Raw genomic sequence first — 15,238 nt, 5'->3', positions numbered from 1 at the left:
GGCTCCAGCCTTTATGTAATTTTATAAGAAAATATTGCAAAAAGAGAGATCTTTATTCCGTGCCCCTATTCTAAAAAACCTGCTGAGGTGACGCAATGAACATTCAAAAAGTACTGATCGCGAACCGCGGAGAAATTGCCAGCCGGATTATTCGCTCCTGCAGGTCGCGGGGATGTAAAACCGTTGCGGTTTATTCAGAAGCAGACAGTGACCTCGCTTATGTATCCATGGCTGATGAAGCCGTCTGTATCGGAGCGCCGCCAGTGGCTAAAAGCTATTTAAATATGGACGCCATCCTGCAAGCAGCCGAAAGTACAGGAGCTGATGCAATTCATCCGGGATACGGATTTCTTTCGGAAAATGCTGCCTTCGCCAAAAAAGTGATGGAACGGGGGCTGGTGTGGATTGGACCCGGGCCTGGTGTGATTGCGGAGATGGGCGATAAGGTGACTGCACGAAAAGCGATGATCGAAGCCGGTGTTCCCGTGGTGCCGGGAACGGAAGGATTGCAAAGCAAAGAAGATGCCGTAACGGCGTCGGAAAAAATCGGCTTTCCGGTAATGGTCAAGGCAAGCGCAGGCGGGGGCGGGATCGGGATGCATGTAGTGAAAGATGCCGCTGAGATGGAAAAACTGTTCCCGTCAGCTCAGGGCAGGGCCAAAGCTTATTTTGGAGATGATACTCTCTTTTTGGAAAAGTGGGTCGAGCGTTCCCGTCATGTGGAAGTACAAATTGCCGCCGATCTGCAGGGAAACGTGATTCACTTGTACGAACGGGAATGTTCCGTTCAGCGGCGTAACCAAAAGGTGATCGAAGAAAGTTTGTCCCCTTCCATCCATTCCGAAACGCGCCGGCGGCTTTACGAGGCAGCCATTCGTGCGGCTCAGGCCGTTCACTATACAGGAGTGGGGACGGTTGAGTTTTTGGTTGGTCCCGATGAAGAATTTTATTTCCTGGAAATGAATACCCGTTTACAAGTGGAGCACCCGGTTACCGAATGTATCACCGGATTGGATATCGTAGCCTTGCAACTTGATTTGGCTGAGGGGAAACAGCTCCCCGTCAGGCAGGAAGAGGTTCCTTTACACGGGCATGCAATGGAATTTCGCATCTATGCAGAAGACCCGCAGACGTTCCTGCCTTCCCCCGGCAAGCTGACAGAATTTCATCCGCCACAGGGGGAAGGGATTCGCATCGATACCGGAGTGAAGACCGGTAATACAATTTCGCCCTTTTATGATCCGATGATTGCCAAATGTATTGTAAGCGGTTGCACTCGTGAAGAAGTTCTTTCGCGCAGCCGGAAAGCGTTGCAGGCATTCCGGATTGCGGGCATAAAGACAAATATACCGCTGCTTCTGGAAGTGCTTGACGACCCGGTCTTTATAGACGGGCATTATGATACACACATTTTAGCCAACAGAACAAAGCGATGAGGTGAAAGCATGGTACAAGTACAAGCAAGCATGGCAGGTACGGTGTTGCAAATCCTGGTTTCTCCCGGAGACCAAGTGGAGGCCGGGCAGGATGTGGTTATTTTGGAGTCGATGAAAATGGAGGTCCCCATCCAGGCGGATCAATCCGGTACAGTAAAAGAAATCAAAGTGGAGGTCGGCTCTTTTGTGAGTGACGGTGAAGCATTAATGGAATTGGAAGGCTAAACGGAGGGGGTTTTATGAAGGTAAAAATTGTCGAAGTGGGTTTGCGGGACGGATTACAAAATGAGCGAACCATCCTGTCTACGGCGTATAAACAACAGATTGCCGGAAAACTCATTCGGGCCGGCATTCGCCATCTGGAGGTTACCTCCTTTGTACATCCCCGCTGGATTCCGCAACTGGCCGATGCCGAGCAATTGGTTTCGCAGTTGCCTGTAAATACGGCAGTTACCTATCGAGCGCTCGTTCCAAATTGTAAAGGGCTGGAACGGGCACTCCCGACTCCCGTCAACGAATTTGCTGTTTTTATGTCTGCCAGTGAAACGCATAATCTTAAAAATATCAATAAAAGCATAAATGAAACGTTTCCAGTTTTGGCTGATGTGGTCAACCTGGCGCAACAACACGGGAAAAAAGTGCGCGGTTATGTTTCAACCGTTTTTGGTTGTCCGTACGAAGGGAAAGTTTCCGTTTCACGGGTAAGCATGATTTGTGAAAAGCTGTTTGAAATGGGGGTATATGAAGTCTCCCTCGGAGATACCATCGGGGTAGCCACTCCCGCCGGGGTAAAAGAGGTGTTGGGCGATCTGCTGACCCAGTTTCCGGCTGAACGCCTGGCCGGTCACTTTCATGATACCCGCGGCACTGGCTTGGCCAATGCGTTTGTGGCTCTCGAAATGGGAATTTCCACTCTGGACAGTTCATTTGGCGGCCTGGGCGGATGCCCGTATGCTCCCGGTGCGGCCGGAAATCTGGCGACAGAAGATCTTATTTATCTGTTACACGGAATGGGTGTAGAAACCGGAATTGATCTCGACGCTCTTTGTGAAACGAGCCTTTTTGCCGGGAAACTACTCGGAAAAAAACTCCCCTCCAAAGTATTGCAAAGTTATGTGGGCGTCAAAGAGCGTAAGCGGAAGGAGTGAAAGAGATGCCCGTTGTGAAATGGGAGAGACAGGATGGAATCACAGTCGTTAGGTTGAACCGGCCGGAGGTTTATAATGCTCTGAACCTTCCCGCTTTGCAGGAATTATCCCAAATCGCCAACGAGTTGGCCCATGAAAGGGAAACACGGGTTGTAATCATCACAGGAGCGGGTGAAAAAGCTTTCTGTTCCGGGGCGGATCTCAAAGAGCGGTACACTTTTTCAGAGGATCAGGTACGGCGGTATATCACTCTGATCCGAGAGACATTTACCAGGATCGAACGTTTGCCCAAACCGGTGATTGCTGCTGTAAACGGATTGGCACTGGGCGGGGGAATGGAATTGGCGCTCGCCTGTGATCTTCGGGTTGCCGATCCGACGGCCGTGCTGGGTTTAACTGAAACATCACTGGGGATTATCCCCGGAGCCGGCGGGACACAGCGGCTCCCGCGCATTATCGGCAAGGCGAAAGCAAAGGAACTGATCTTTACAGCACAAAAGATTTCTGCTGCTCTTGCAGAGGAAATCGGGCTGGTAAACCGGGTGGCGGAGAAAGGAAAAGTGATGGAAGCCGCGCTGGAACTGGCGGCTATCATCCGTGAAAATGCCCCCCTTTCCCTCGCTCAGGCCAAATTTGCCATTGATCAGGGAATGGAAGTGGATCTGGCAAGCGGTTTGGCTCTGGAGACCAAAGCATATGAAACACTGATTCCGACAAAAGACCGCCTGGAAGGCTTACAGGCATTTAAGGAAAAACGGAAACCGATCTATCTGGGTGAATAGTGAGGGGAGTTAATATGAAAGAATCATGGATGAAAGAGCTTGAGAAAAATGTGAAAAAGATACAGAGCGGCGGTGCTCCCAAATACCATGAAAAATTGGAACAGCAGCAGAAATTGTTTGTCCGCAAGCGGTTAGAACTTTTATTTGATGACGATTTCCAATTGGAAGACGGCCTGTTTGCCAACTTCATGGCCGGAGATCTGCCGGCAGACGGTGTGATTACCGCGATTGGAAAAATTCACGGGCAAACGGTTTGTGTCATGGCGAACGATTCCACAGTGAAAGCCGGTTCCTGGGGAGCCCGTACGGTGGAAAAGATCATCCGTATTCAGGAAACCGCCGAAAAATTAAAAGTGCCTCTTCTTTATCTGGTTGATTCCGCGGGGGCGCGCATCACTGACCAGATTGAAATGTTCCCCGGACGGCGTGGTGCAGGGCGGATTTTTTACAATCAGGTGAAGCTGTCCGGCATGATCCCGCAAATTTGTATCCTGTTTGGCCCTTCAGCCGCAGGGGGAGCCTATATTCCCGCCTTTTGCGACGTGGTAATCATGGTGGATAAAAACGCCAGCATGTATCTCGGCTCCCCGCGAATGGCGGAAATGGTGATCGGGGAAAAAGTGACCCTGGAAGAAATGGGCGGTGCCCGTATGCATTGTACCGTGAGCGGCTGCGGCGACGTCCTGGCCGCCAGTGAAGAAGAGGCGATTGCTTCTGCCCGGCGTTACCTGAGTTATTTTCCTGCCAACTACAGGCACAAACCGGCAAAAATAGCCGCAAAAAAACCATCAGCCGGCGCGCGTCCCATCTCACAGATTGTTCCCGACCATCAAAACGCTCCTTTTGACATGATGGAATTGATCACCAGCCTGGTGGATGAAAATTCTTTCTATGAGATGAAACAGTTGTTTGCCAGGGAGATCATCACCGGATTTGCCAGGATCGACGGTCGCGCAGTCGGGATTATTGCCAATCAGTCCAAAGTGAAAGGCGGTGTCTTATTTGTCGATACAGCTGACAAAGCGGCCCGGTTTATCACACTCTGCGACGCATATCATATCCCGCTCCTCTTCCTTGCTGATGTGCCCGGCTTTATGATTGGCACCCAGGTGGAAAAAGCCGGTATCATCCGTCACGGAGCCAAAATGATCTCTGCCATGTCCGAAGCAACTGTTCCCAAAATCTCTGTCATTGTCCGCAAGGCATACGGAGCAGGTCTGTATGCCATGGCCGGCCCCGCCTTTGAGCCTGACTGCTGCCTGGCCCTTCCCACTGCGCAAATTGCCGTTATGGGCCCGGAAGCCGCCGTCAACGCCGTATACAGTAACAAGATCGCCGAACTGGAAGAGCCGGAGCGAACCAAATTTGTTATGCAAAAACGGGAAGAGTACAAACAGGATATCGATATTTACCGGTTAGCCAGCGAGTTGATCGTCGACGGCATCGTTGACCCCGACCAGCTCAGGGATGAACTGATTCGCCGCTTTACTGCATATGAAAGCAAACAAGTGGTATTTAGTGAGCGCAAACATCCGGTTTATCCGGTATAGGCGGATATTTGTGACAAACCCCGGCAAGCGCCCTTTTGTCAGGTTGCCGGGGTCATCTTTAGTATTTAAAAGTTATTTTTCCACCGGACAACTAACTCAATAGGCATGGCAAGACCCTAAGCCTTTTTCTCAAAAGACACATATTCATCCCGTCCGGCCCCAATTCCGATAAAAATTAAGCAGATGGTTATAATCAACCAGATAACCAATGATGGTATCCATGTGTGTAAATGGTCAAATAAAAAGCCCATCAAGCTGGGACCGACCGCGGCAAATGCATATCCAACCGATTGAGCCATACCGGAAAGCCGGGCTGCCTGGATGGCATTACGCGTCCGTAACCCCAGCAAGGAGAGTGCCAAACTGATGTAGCCGCCGAGAGAAATCCCGATCATAACCACACTGGCTACCAGGATGGCGAAGCTGTGGAAAAAAAGCCCCAACGTGCCGAGAAATTGGATGACGCCGATTAAAACAGCGATCCCTTTCTGGTTAGCAAGACGATCTGCAAGGACCGGGGTAAGAAATGTGACCGGCAAACCGATTAATTGCATGATCGAAAGCATCCAACCCGCTTCACCTTCATTCATTCCACGGTTTTGCAGAATTTCGGGGAGCCAGGCTACTGTACAGTAAAACAAAAACGATTGCAGTCCCATAAAGAGCGTAACTTGCCAGGCAAGCGGTGAACGCCATAAGGCTCCGGTATCGGCCTCAGGCTGAGATGCCTGAATGGAAGCAGGTTTGTTCTGATTGCGCAACTGGGGAATCCAAATCAGAATAGCCAACACAGTAAAAAAGGCCCAAAACGCGAGGGAATTTTTCCATCCCCAATGGAGCCGCTGTGCCAGCGGAATACTCAACCCCGATGCAAGAGCTGCAAAAATACTCATGGAAGTAGTATACACACTTGTCATCAGTCCGACTTTTCCGGGGAACTTCTGTTTGACAATGCCGGGCAACAGTACATTGCCAACCGCAATTCCAATCCCGGCCAATGCCGTTCCCAAAAATACCCCCGTGATTGCCCCGGTTGAACGGGCGGTGATTCCGATGATCAAAATAAGCAATCCCAAAAAAACAGCCCTTTCACTGCCCCATCTCCGGGCAAATCCGGGAGCCAACAGCGATAACAGCGCAAAGGCGATCAGCGGCAAAGTGGTAATAAATCCGGCCACCCCATTGGATATTCCCAAATCCTCCCGGATTAGTCCGATCAACGGCCCCACCGAAGTAATCGCCGGCCGCAAATTAAAAGCAACAAAGATAATTCCCAATACCAATAGCACTTTTTTTCCTGTGATGGTTTGCGGTGTTGTAATAGAGCGATTTTTCATAAAACATACTCCCTTTATAACAAAAAAATAAAGCGGGACAAAGACGAATCCAAAATGGAAAAAACCCGCCCGATAGGATGGCGGGGGACCTTGCAAAGTCGAATATTTAGCGTTCAAAAATATTTATATTAGAAGCTATTATACACTAAAGAGAGAGTTAGATCAGTATTTGTTCGGGTGATTTTATTATATTATATTTATACTGAGTCCTAACTTTATTGAAAATTTATATGTTTTGATGTTCAATCAGGAAAGGGGGAGGGTATAAATCTGGCCTATAGGTATTTTAAAAAATTTGAGAGATAAACAGCCCCGGCGTGCCCCGTATACAGAACAGATTGTTTTATGTTGGCTTCTTGCCGCTTTTTTCATAATGACCGTTATTCTTGGACTTTTTGCAATCGTTCCGTTGCTGCTTCTGCCCTATTTACACAAAAAAAGAGCTAAGTTTCCCGTTGAAACAGTAAAATGCCCGATGTGTGATCAATCGCATGAAGTTGAGCTGCAAGTGCAATATTTTTGGTGTGATTATTGCTCGCACCCCCTCAACCGAACAGATGGTAAATGGGAGTAATTCTGCATGGTTACCAGAGTATAAGGAGGAGAACATCATGGGAATGACCTGTTATTTGCAGCAAATAACACCTGAACGATTAGAAGCGGTAAAAAATGATTCATCCTTATTGCCATCCGTGATAAACTCGGAAGAAAATCCTGAGGAACCATTAGATATTGATAAAACATGGCAAGGGATACATTTTTTGCTAACAGGTGAAGTTGGGGGAGGTGACCCGCCTCTGGCAAATGCCCTTCTGGGGGGAACGGTCTTTGAAAATGCAAGTGATTACATATTTGCCAGTTTTTTGACTTCCGATGAAGTAAAAGAGGTCACAGAAGCCCTGCGGGGAATTTCAGAAAAAGAACTGAAAGATAGATTTAATACGGAAGAAATGAATGAATTGAAGCTCTATCCTTCTTTTAACAACTGGATAGACGATGATTTTGACTATTTATTAGGCAATTATAAAGATATGGTTGATTATTATAAGTCCGCTGCTGAAAAGGGAAATCCTATGTTGGTTTACATCTTATAAAATGCGAGCGGGAAAACCCTTTGCTTCAGGATTGTGATGAAAGCGAGCTCAGACGAAGGAGGGTTCATCCCCTTGCAAGTCTGACAATCTTTTTGGTAAAATTTTCTTTTGAACGGACATCCTCGGGCCGAGGAATTGCGTAAAGGGGTTCCACTGGTACTGCTTACCGTTCAGCGATCGTACCTCACTGGGTGGTCGCAAGCAGAATCCCACTGCTTTAGCCGTGTGGAGAGGTCAAAGCATTTTTCATTCTCTTGAGACCGCTTTCGCGCGGTCTTTTTTGATTTAGCGGATTTCAATTGATCTGTTACCCTAAATTGGACGAGAATCTGTGCTATGATCTGAGTCGATTAGGGTACATCATAGATAATGAAGGATGGGTTCTGTCTGATATAATGAAAGGCCTGCTCATTTTTTTCATTTTTTGTTATAAGGGGTCAAATAGATGAAGATAGCTATATTGGGCTGCGGGGCACTGGGGCTGTTATGGGGAGCCAGATTGTCACAACTCAAAAATTTGGAAACTGTTCTGATCACCCGCACCGGGGAGCAACAGCAGTGTCTTTGTGAAAAGGGGCTGATTTTCACATCTTTCCGCCATCAGACCCGGAGGATTCCCGTACGGGCGGAGCAAAGTTCACAAATAACTGTAAATAACCCGTTTGATGTGGTTTTTGTAACAGTTAAACAAATCCATCTTGCCGATGTCATTCCTTTGCTTCAAACCATTACACATCCCGAATCACAAATCCTGTTCTGGCAGAACGGGCTGGGGCATGGAGATCAAATCGCCAGGCTCCGTCGCCGCCCCTGGACTTATGCGGCGGTGACAACTGAAGGGGCCTGGAAGAAAAGAGGTAACGAGGTTGAGCATACGGGTCTCGGGGAAACGTGGATCGGGGCTTTTCCGAAGGCGGGTCAACCCCATCCGGCGCTCCTATCTTTGCTGGACATGATACAAGGGCAGCGACAGGATTTCGGCATTTCCCTGAATTATGACAGTCAAGTGTTAAGAAGGATCTGGGAAAAGATGGCGATCAACTGTGTGATTAATCCTCTAACCGCGATTGATCAGGTGAAAAATGGGGAATTGTTATCTGGGGAGTATACGGTCATAATGGAAGAAATTCTGAGTGAAACCCTTGAAGTGGCTGCGAAACAGGGAATTGTGCTGGACCGGGAGGACACCATGGCAAAAGTGCGGATGGTATGCCGGAAAACAGCCGGGAACTACTCTTCGATGTTGCAGGATCTGCAAAAAGGGAGGCGGACAGAGATTGATTTTATCAATGGAGCGGTGGTCGAGCTGGGCAAAAAAAATGGAATCGACGCGCCCATTAATCAAGAGATGGTTCGTCTCATCCATGCCAGAGAAACGGGATAGAAAGCTGATGGTTGTCACTTCGGGGGGGCTTTTCACAAGCCGGGATTGGGGAAAGATGGGGATTAGGATGAGCTTTTTTGTGATGTTATAATGGTGCTGAATCAAGCGGCGGAACCGTAAAGAGTCGTGGAGGCGGTACTTTGTCTCTTTTTCAGAAGTTATCGGTGGAAACATTTGTTATTGCAATCCTGCTTAGCACCTTGGATATTGTGGCGCTTTCGCCTGCCCTCTCTTCCATCATGGTTGAATATCATCATCATTCCATTCATTGGAGTGTATGGATTATTTCGCTTCATTTAGCCTTTTTTTCTTTTTCCTTGCCGATTATGGAGAGCTGGGCGGCCAACACCGGGCGTTACAAAGTGTTTCATGTGTCTTTGTTTTTGTTTGCCTTTGGATCGTTAGTGATTGCTTTTTCAAATATGTGGGTTTGGATGATGTGGGGAAGGGTAATACAAGCTGTTGGAGCAGGTGGAATCGTTCCGTATGTCGCTGTGCAGGCAAGGCGGATGATAAGCAAGGGAAGCCGGTATCAGAAGCTGTTTGTGATCTTGATGCTTGCAGGCTGTTTGGTGTTTACCCCTCTCTTCACCGCTGCACTTGTCTACTTGTTTAGTTGGAGATCAGTGTTTTATCTCTATTTCCTTCTCTCCATTTTTTTGTTTGTCCTGTCGAGACGCTGGATGGTAGTTGAGAGGCCGGGGAGGAGCCGCCCGATTCACGGGGAAGGGATTTTCTTTTTTGGGGCGATGATTCTTTTTCTGATGACAGCGGTGACGAGTACGGATTTGCTTCATGGATGGAGGGCATGGACTCAGCCCCACGTGATTCCGCTGTGGATTATAGCTCTGGGTCTTGTTGTCCCCCTGTTTATGATTGAAAGACAGAGCCGGCAACCGTTTTTTGAACCGCATCTCTTTGCCCATTGGCGCCTTTGGCTGTTATACTTCCAGGTTGCTCTGACGGGGTTCATCTGGATGGCGCTGGTATTGGTTCCCGCCTGGATGATTCACTTATATCCCCTGCATCATATCCTAAGTGGAGCCGTTCTTTCCTATATTCTGCTATGTTCGGTGGTGTCACTGCCGCTCGTGCTTCGCCTTACAGCGAAATGGAGCTTTAAAGGGATTTCTGTTCTTGGATTTATGTGTGCTGCCATTTCGTATGCGGTTCTCGCATGGGTGCCCGCCGGATGGTTTCATCTCTTAACTCTGGCGATTCTGGGAGCGGGCTTAACTTTGACACAGGCAGCTCCGGCCCATCGTCTTTTATTTCGCTGGGTTCCTCCCCGCCAGATCAAGAGTGCTTTAATGGCAATTGGTATGTTTCGGGCAGCTGGCGGCGCGCTGGGATTGGTGGCGATGGCACGGTTTTTTAGCTCCTTTCACCCGCTGACCAACAACTGGTTTATTGTTGGCGGCATTCAGGAAGCACTGGTTATTATGGCACAGCATCATGTGATGGTTCTCGCGGCGTGGGCTTCCGGGGTAGGTTTGGTGCTGAGTCTGTTTTTGCCCATTCATAACCGGAGGTGAAAGGGGTTTTCTGTGCCTGCTTCATTCATGATATACTAATTTTTATTCCAGGATTAAAGAAGGAGTCCATATGAAAATAGATGCTGTATCCTACCTGGGGTCACACCCGTTGGTAGATAACTATCATCAACAGACACACCCTGTTCATTCACTGTTTTCATACCATCCGATGGAGGAGGGGAGTTTTGCCCGCCGGGCCAAATATTTAGACTCGGGACAGGAGCGGTACGACCGGGCACAACTTGCCCGCATACTGCACTCATATCATAAACCGGAGTTGCTTCATCCGAATGTGGTTCATAATCTGAACCGTTTAGGCCAGGCAGAAAGCATTGTTGTGATCGGCGGCCAACAGGCGGGTCTTCTTGGCGGCCCCTTATACACTCTCTATAAAGCCATTACAATTATCCAATTGGCCAGACGGGAAGAAGAGCGCTTAAAACGTCCCGTCATCCCTGTGTTCTGGATTGCCGGAGAAGATCATGACCGGAATGAAGTGGATCACGTCTGGGTGCAATCGGGTGATGGAACCCCCGTCAAACACCGCTTTTCAACGAAGGATGACAAGAAGCGCTCCATTTCTTCACTACTCCTGGAAGAGAAAGAGTTTCATCGCTGGCTGGATGAACTGAGCCAAATCCTGCCCGACCGTGAAAATAAAAAGAAATGGCTGGAAAAGTTGAAGGTCTTGTCTGCGGGGTCTGTTTCCTGGAGCCGTTTCTTTGCCCGGGTGATGCACCATCTGTTCGGAAAATGGGGGCTGCTGCTGATTGACTCTGCCTATCCGCCCCTGCGCCGCCTGGAAGCCCCTTTTTTTCAAGCTTTGATCGAAAAGAGTGAGAAGATCCATCTGCGTGTACAGGAAGCGACCGGTCATCTGAATCAGTTGGGGTATCCTTCACCTGTTGATTTGAAAGAGAATCAGGGGCATTTATTTATACAGCAAGACGGAGAGCGTTTACCGCTGTTCCGGGATCACGGCCAATGGGTAACCGGAGAGGGGAAAGCCCGTTTTACCACGAACGAACTGCTTCTTCTGGCCGGTAAGAGCCCGGAATTGTTCAGTAACAATGTGGTTACACGCCCCTTGATGCAGGAGTATCTGTTTCCAACCCTTGCCTTTGTGGGAGGACCGGGGGAGATTGCCTACTGGGCCTTGTTTAAGCATGCATTCCAAGAGGTCGGGCTGGAGATGCCGATCGTCTATCCGCGTCTTCATCTTACTCTGATCAATCGCACTGTCAGGAAAAGAATGGACGAATTTCAACTTTCCTGGAGTGATCTGTTTTCACGTTTGGAACAGAAAAGGGATGAGTGGCTCAAGAATCAGCACTCTCTTGACTTAGATGCTCTTTTTCTGCCTGTTAAACAGCAAGTGATGGAAATTTACCAGCCTCTTATCTCTACCCTGACTCAAAAAATTGGTATGGATCTAAATGTGATGGGGAAAAAGAACCAAAAGAAAATCTTAGAGCAAGTAGATTTTTTTTATGCCTATACAAAAAAGGCCATTGAAAACAAATATCAAACCAGGTTAAAACACTGGGATGAAATATTTAACTCTTGTACGCCATTCCATAAGCCGCAAGAACGAGTGTATAATTTTGTTAATTTATGGAATGAATATGGTCTGGAATGGGTCGACCAACTGCTGCAAGCGTCTCTTCTGGCTAAAGGGGAGGAAACAAAACACCGATGTATCATCTTGTAAATGACTTTTTCTTTTTTTTGGTATCAGGTATAATAAACCACGGCAACGACCTTCCTTATCCGTTGATCTTTGTTAAGCACTGAATATAGCTTTTATTTGCGATTACATATAGTGAGAATGAAGGAGGTAGTTAACAGCACCCCAAAATATAGCCAAATGCAGACCAATGTGGAAAACATGCTCAATCATTTTAAATTTGAAAGGAGGAAATCTGCTACGAAATATAGAAAGACATGTCCTTAGACAAAAACCAAGTCTAAAATCCATACATGACCATCACATAACAAAGTCATGTATATGTACCGATGGCTGGTCGGGAATTTACGCCTGTGGACAGCCATAGCAAACTGTAGTAGCGAGTAAGCGGCGAGGCAGGGCTGGTTGAAACAGGAAAACTCTAGATATGGACATATTTGTCTATGTTTTAGTAGCAGGATCTTAATGAACTCTGCGGAAAGAAGTATTGTGCGTGATCTTGATCTGGCCCCGCAGGGCCGGCTGAAGATGGACTGGGCTCGGGAGCACATGCCTGTTTTAAATCGTTTGCGTGAGCAGTTATCTGTCGAAAAGCCTATGGCGGGACAAAAAGTGGCCATTTCGCTCCATTTGGAGGCTAAAACGGCATGCCTCGCCGAGCTGATTCGCGATGCAGGGGCGGAGGTAACCATCACGGGGAGCAATCCCCTGTCCACTCAGGATGACATATGTGCTGCACTTGCCGTTTCAGGCGTAACTGTTTTTGCCAAATATAATCCGTCACCGGATGAATATAAATATCATCTGATTCAAACTCTGGAAACAGCCCCTGATTTGATCATTGATGACGGCGGGGATTTAGTCAGTATCCTCCATTCTGAGCGGCCTGATTTATTGAAACAGGTGAAGGGTGGCTGTGAAGAAACGACCACGGGAATTTTGCGTTTGCGTTCCCTGGAAAAATCCGCTGAACTTCGTTTTCCGATGGTTGCGGTAAACGATGCCTACTCCAAGTTTTTGTTTGATAACCGTTATGGAACGGGCCAATCTGTCTGGGATGGCATCAACCGGACCACCAATCTGGTTGTAGCCGGAAAAACGGTGGTCGTAGTGGGATACGGATGGTGTGGTCGCGGGGTCGCCATGCGGGCAAAAGGCCTGGGGGCCCGGGTGATTGTAACTGAAGTGGACCCGATTAAAGCGACTGAAGCACATATGGACGGGTTTACCGTGATGCCGATCGCCGAAGCGGCCAAGTATGGTGATTTCTTCGTCACTACCACGGGAAATAAAGGCGTTATCAATGGCAGCCATTATCCGCTCATGAGAAATGGAGCTCTTCTTGCCAACGCCGGCCATTTCAATGTAGAAATCGACATTGAGGCTCTTGAACAACAAGCAGTTGATACCCGGGTTGTACGCAAGGATATTACAGAGTATGTTATGGAAGATGGCCGTAAATTGCACTTGCTGGCCGAGGGGCGGCTGGTGAATCTGGCGGCTGGTGACGGACATCCGGCCGAGATCATGGATATGACCTTTGCCTTGCAAGCTTTGTGTTTGTTATATGTGAATGAGAATCACCAGAAAATCGGTCCAAAAGTGATTGATGTCCCTTATCATTTGGATGAGCAAGTAGCTCGTTTCTTCCTCGAATCACAGGGAATTCAAATTGATGATCTGACCGAGGCACAGGAGAAATACCTGGCCAGCTGGAAATTGTAAATAGTTCCAAAAAATTCATCTTGATCTGTTAAATCCTGCACGTGTGTGCAGGATTTTTTAATTGCCGTGTGGTATAATTTACAATGTGGTGGAAAGTGGAGGGAAGTGGGGAGGAAGGGGAGCGAGGGAGGCTTTGTGTATGTTCATGGGTGAATATCGTCATTCTATAGACGAGAAAGGACGAATCATTGTCCCGGCCAAGTTCCGAGAAGGATTGGGACATGCTTTTGTCATCACCCGCGGACTGGACAGCTGCCTGTTTGCATACCCTCGCTCAGAGTGGACACAATTAGAGCAGAAATTGAAAGCTCTCCCTTTCACCAAAGCGGATGCCCGCAAGTTTACGCGATTCTTTTTTTCGGGTGCATGTGAAGTCGAGCTGGATAAACAAGGAAGAATATTGCTTCCGGCCAATCTGCGCGATTTTGCAAAGCTGGAAAAAGATTGCGTGATCATTGGTGTCTCCACTCGTATTGAGATCTGGAGTAAGGAGCTTTGGGAAGATTATTATGCCAGCTCCGAAGAGTCGTTTAACGAAATTGCGGAAAGCATCGTAGACCTGGATCTGTAGATAAAGGATGAAATCATTTGTTTATCCATGAGACTGTATTAAGAGAAGAAGCAGCAGACGCACTTCATATCAAGCCTGACGGAGTATATCTCGATTGTACACTGGGTGGGGCGGGGCACAGCCGTTACATTGCCGAACGGCTCAGTAAAGCCGGTACACTGATCGGCTTAGATCAGGATCAAACCGCTCTTGATCACGCCAAAGAGCGCTTAAAAGATCTGGACTGTAACCTTTATTTAATCAAAGCGAATTTCCGAAAGGTAAAACAAGTGGTGGAGGAACTCGGGTTTCAAAAGGTAGACGGAATATTGTTTGATTTGGGTGTTTCCTCCCCACAGTTGGACCACGGGGAAAGAGGGTTTAGTTATCATCAGGATGCCCCGCTCGATATGAGAATGGACGTGGATCAGGAGTTAAGTGCTTATGAAATCATCAATCATTGGCCGGAAGAGGAGTTAGCACGAATCCTGTTTGAATATGGTGAAGAGAAATTTTCCCGGCGAATTGCTAAAGAGATCGTAAAGCAGAGAGAAGAAGAACCAATCACAACGACCCTGCAATTGGTCGAAGTCATCAAACATGCCATTCCTGCACCAGCCAGAAGAACGGGACCTCATCCAGCCCGCCGTTCCTTTCAAGCCATCCGTATCGCCGTGAACGATGAGCTGAATGCGTTTCGCTGTGCTCTCGAACAGTCGGTTGAAATACTGCAGCCACAGGGGCGCATCAGTGTAATTACCTTTCATTCACTGGAAGATCGAATCTGTAAAAAGTTTTTTCAGGAACAAGCTCAAGAGTGCATTTGTCCTCCGCATTTTCCCGTATGCACATGTCAGCATAAGGCGACTCTTCGAGTGATTACGAAGAAGCCAATTCTGCCGACAGACAGAGAGATAGAGAGAAACCAGCGAGCGCGTTCCGCAAAGCTAAGGGTCGCGGAAAAGATTTAGGGGTTAAGGAAAGCCGGTAGTGTAAGGAGGATGATATAT

13 protein-coding genes are annotated in these 15,238 nt (G+C 48.0%); 12 read left to right on the top strand and 1 reads right to left on the bottom strand.

What is annotated here, in order from left to right; all coding sequences use genetic code 11:
* The first annotated feature begins 101 nt into the window (after nucleotides 1-101).
* From I8U27_RS04925 to I8U27_RS04910, 5 genes are read left to right on the top strand one after another with little or no spacing between them, the layout of a single operon-like run.
* Nucleotides 102-1,436 carry an acetyl-CoA carboxylase biotin carboxylase subunit gene (locus I8U27_RS04925; RefSeq protein ID WP_181751595.1) on the top strand — a complete coding sequence of 445 codons (1,335 nt, stop codon included), beginning with the start codon at nucleotides 102-104 and terminating at the stop codon, nucleotides 1,434-1,436.
* Nucleotides 1,437-1,445: 9 nt separating this feature from the next.
* Entirely contained in the window at nucleotides 1,446-1,661 is a 216-nt protein-coding gene (locus tag I8U27_RS20500) for an acetyl-CoA carboxylase biotin carboxyl carrier protein subunit (protein ID WP_181751508.1), read from the top strand.
* A 14-nt stretch (nucleotides 1,662-1,675) separates the two neighbouring features.
* Entirely contained in the window at nucleotides 1,676-2,584 is a 909-nt protein-coding gene (locus I8U27_RS04920) for a hydroxymethylglutaryl-CoA lyase (RefSeq protein WP_181751507.1), read from the top strand.
* Nucleotides 2,585-2,589: 5 nt separating this feature from the next.
* Nucleotides 2,590-3,366 (top strand): enoyl-CoA hydratase, encoded by a 777-nt coding sequence (locus I8U27_RS04915; RefSeq protein WP_181751506.1) that lies wholly within the window; start codon nucleotides 2,590-2,592, stop codon nucleotides 3,364-3,366.
* Between the two features lie 14 nt (nucleotides 3,367-3,380).
* The gene (locus tag I8U27_RS04910) at nucleotides 3,381-4,916 is read left to right on the top strand and encodes an acyl-CoA carboxylase subunit beta (RefSeq protein ID WP_181751505.1); all 1,536 of its coding nucleotides are present in this window, start codon (nucleotides 3,381-3,383) and stop codon (nucleotides 4,914-4,916) included.
* A gap of 116 nt (nucleotides 4,917-5,032) precedes the next feature.
* Here the strand turns inward: I8U27_RS04910 and I8U27_RS04905 are convergent, their stop codons facing one another.
* Nucleotides 5,033-6,238, bottom strand: a complete 1,206-nt coding sequence (locus tag I8U27_RS04905; RefSeq protein ID WP_374057921.1) for a CynX/NimT family MFS transporter — start codon at nucleotides 6,236-6,238, stop codon at nucleotides 5,033-5,035.
* A 626-nt stretch (nucleotides 6,239-6,864) separates the two neighbouring features.
* Here I8U27_RS04905 and I8U27_RS04900 point away from each other — a divergent pair.
* From I8U27_RS04900 to rsmH, 7 genes are all read left to right on the top strand, one after another.
* Nucleotides 6,865-7,347: a YfbM family protein gene (locus I8U27_RS04900; protein ID WP_181751503.1), complete on the top strand. Its 483-nt coding sequence runs from the start codon at nucleotides 6,865-6,867 to the stop codon at nucleotides 7,345-7,347.
* Nucleotides 7,348-7,792: 445 nt separating this feature from the next.
* Complete coding sequence (locus tag I8U27_RS04895; RefSeq protein ID WP_181751502.1) at nucleotides 7,793-8,731, top strand: ketopantoate reductase family protein; 939 nt, start codon at nucleotides 7,793-7,795, stop codon at nucleotides 8,729-8,731.
* 140 nt (nucleotides 8,732-8,871) lie between these two features.
* Nucleotides 8,872-10,266, top strand: a complete 1,395-nt coding sequence (locus I8U27_RS04890) for an MFS transporter (protein WP_181751501.1) — start codon at nucleotides 8,872-8,874, stop codon at nucleotides 10,264-10,266.
* A 70-nt stretch (nucleotides 10,267-10,336) separates the two neighbouring features.
* Nucleotides 10,337-11,977, top strand: a complete 1,641-nt coding sequence (gene bshC / locus I8U27_RS04885; RefSeq protein ID WP_181751500.1) for a bacillithiol biosynthesis cysteine-adding enzyme BshC — start codon at nucleotides 10,337-10,339, stop codon at nucleotides 11,975-11,977.
* A 441-nt stretch (nucleotides 11,978-12,418) separates the two neighbouring features.
* Entirely contained in the window at nucleotides 12,419-13,678 is a 1,260-nt protein-coding gene (locus I8U27_RS04880) for an adenosylhomocysteinase (protein ID WP_181751499.1), read from the top strand.
* Nucleotides 13,679-13,817: 139 nt separating this feature from the next.
* Nucleotides 13,818-14,249: a division/cell wall cluster transcriptional repressor MraZ gene (gene mraZ, locus I8U27_RS04875; protein WP_181751498.1), complete on the top strand. Its 432-nt coding sequence runs from the start codon at nucleotides 13,818-13,820 to the stop codon at nucleotides 14,247-14,249.
* Nucleotides 14,250-14,266: 17 nt separating this feature from the next.
* Entirely contained in the window at nucleotides 14,267-15,199 is a 933-nt protein-coding gene (rsmH, locus tag I8U27_RS04870) for a 16S rRNA (cytosine(1402)-N(4))-methyltransferase RsmH (protein ID WP_181751497.1), read from the top strand.
* Nucleotides 15,200-15,238: the final 39 nt, after the last annotated feature.

This window comes from Paenactinomyces guangxiensis (genome assembly GCF_016055185.1).
In the GTDB taxonomy this organism is placed as follows: Bacteria; Bacillota; Bacilli; order Thermoactinomycetales; family Thermoactinomycetaceae; genus Paenactinomyces; species Paenactinomyces guangxiensis.
The sequence above is the reverse complement of the archived record's forward strand: the minus strand, read 5'-3'. Positions and strand labels throughout refer to the sequence as shown.

Excerpts from the sequence above, each read along its gene's own strand:
- I8U27_RS20500 (WP_181751508.1), top strand. The coding sequence starts at position 1,446 with ATGGTACAAGTACAAGCAAGCATGGCAGGTACGGTGTTGCAAATCCTG.
- I8U27_RS04920 (WP_181751507.1), top strand. The coding sequence starts at position 1,676 with ATGAAGGTAAAAATTGTCGAAGTGGGTTTGCGGGACGGATTACAAAAT.
- I8U27_RS04915 (WP_181751506.1), top strand. The coding sequence starts at position 2,590 with ATGCCCGTTGTGAAATGGGAGAGACAGGATGGAATCACAGTCGTTAGG.
- I8U27_RS04910 (WP_181751505.1), top strand. The coding sequence starts at position 3,381 with ATGAAAGAATCATGGATGAAAGAGCTTGAGAAAAATGTGAAAAAGATA.
- I8U27_RS04900 (WP_181751503.1), top strand. The coding sequence starts at position 6,865 with ATGGGAATGACCTGTTATTTGCAGCAAATAACACCTGAACGATTAGAA.
- I8U27_RS04895 (WP_181751502.1), top strand. The coding sequence starts at position 7,793 with ATGAAGATAGCTATATTGGGCTGCGGGGCACTGGGGCTGTTATGGGGA.
- bshC (WP_181751500.1), top strand. The coding sequence starts at position 10,337 with ATGAAAATAGATGCTGTATCCTACCTGGGGTCACACCCGTTGGTAGAT.
- I8U27_RS04880 (WP_181751499.1), top strand. The coding sequence starts at position 12,419 with ATGAACTCTGCGGAAAGAAGTATTGTGCGTGATCTTGATCTGGCCCCG.
- mraZ (WP_181751498.1), top strand. The coding sequence starts at position 13,818 with ATGTTCATGGGTGAATATCGTCATTCTATAGACGAGAAAGGACGAATC.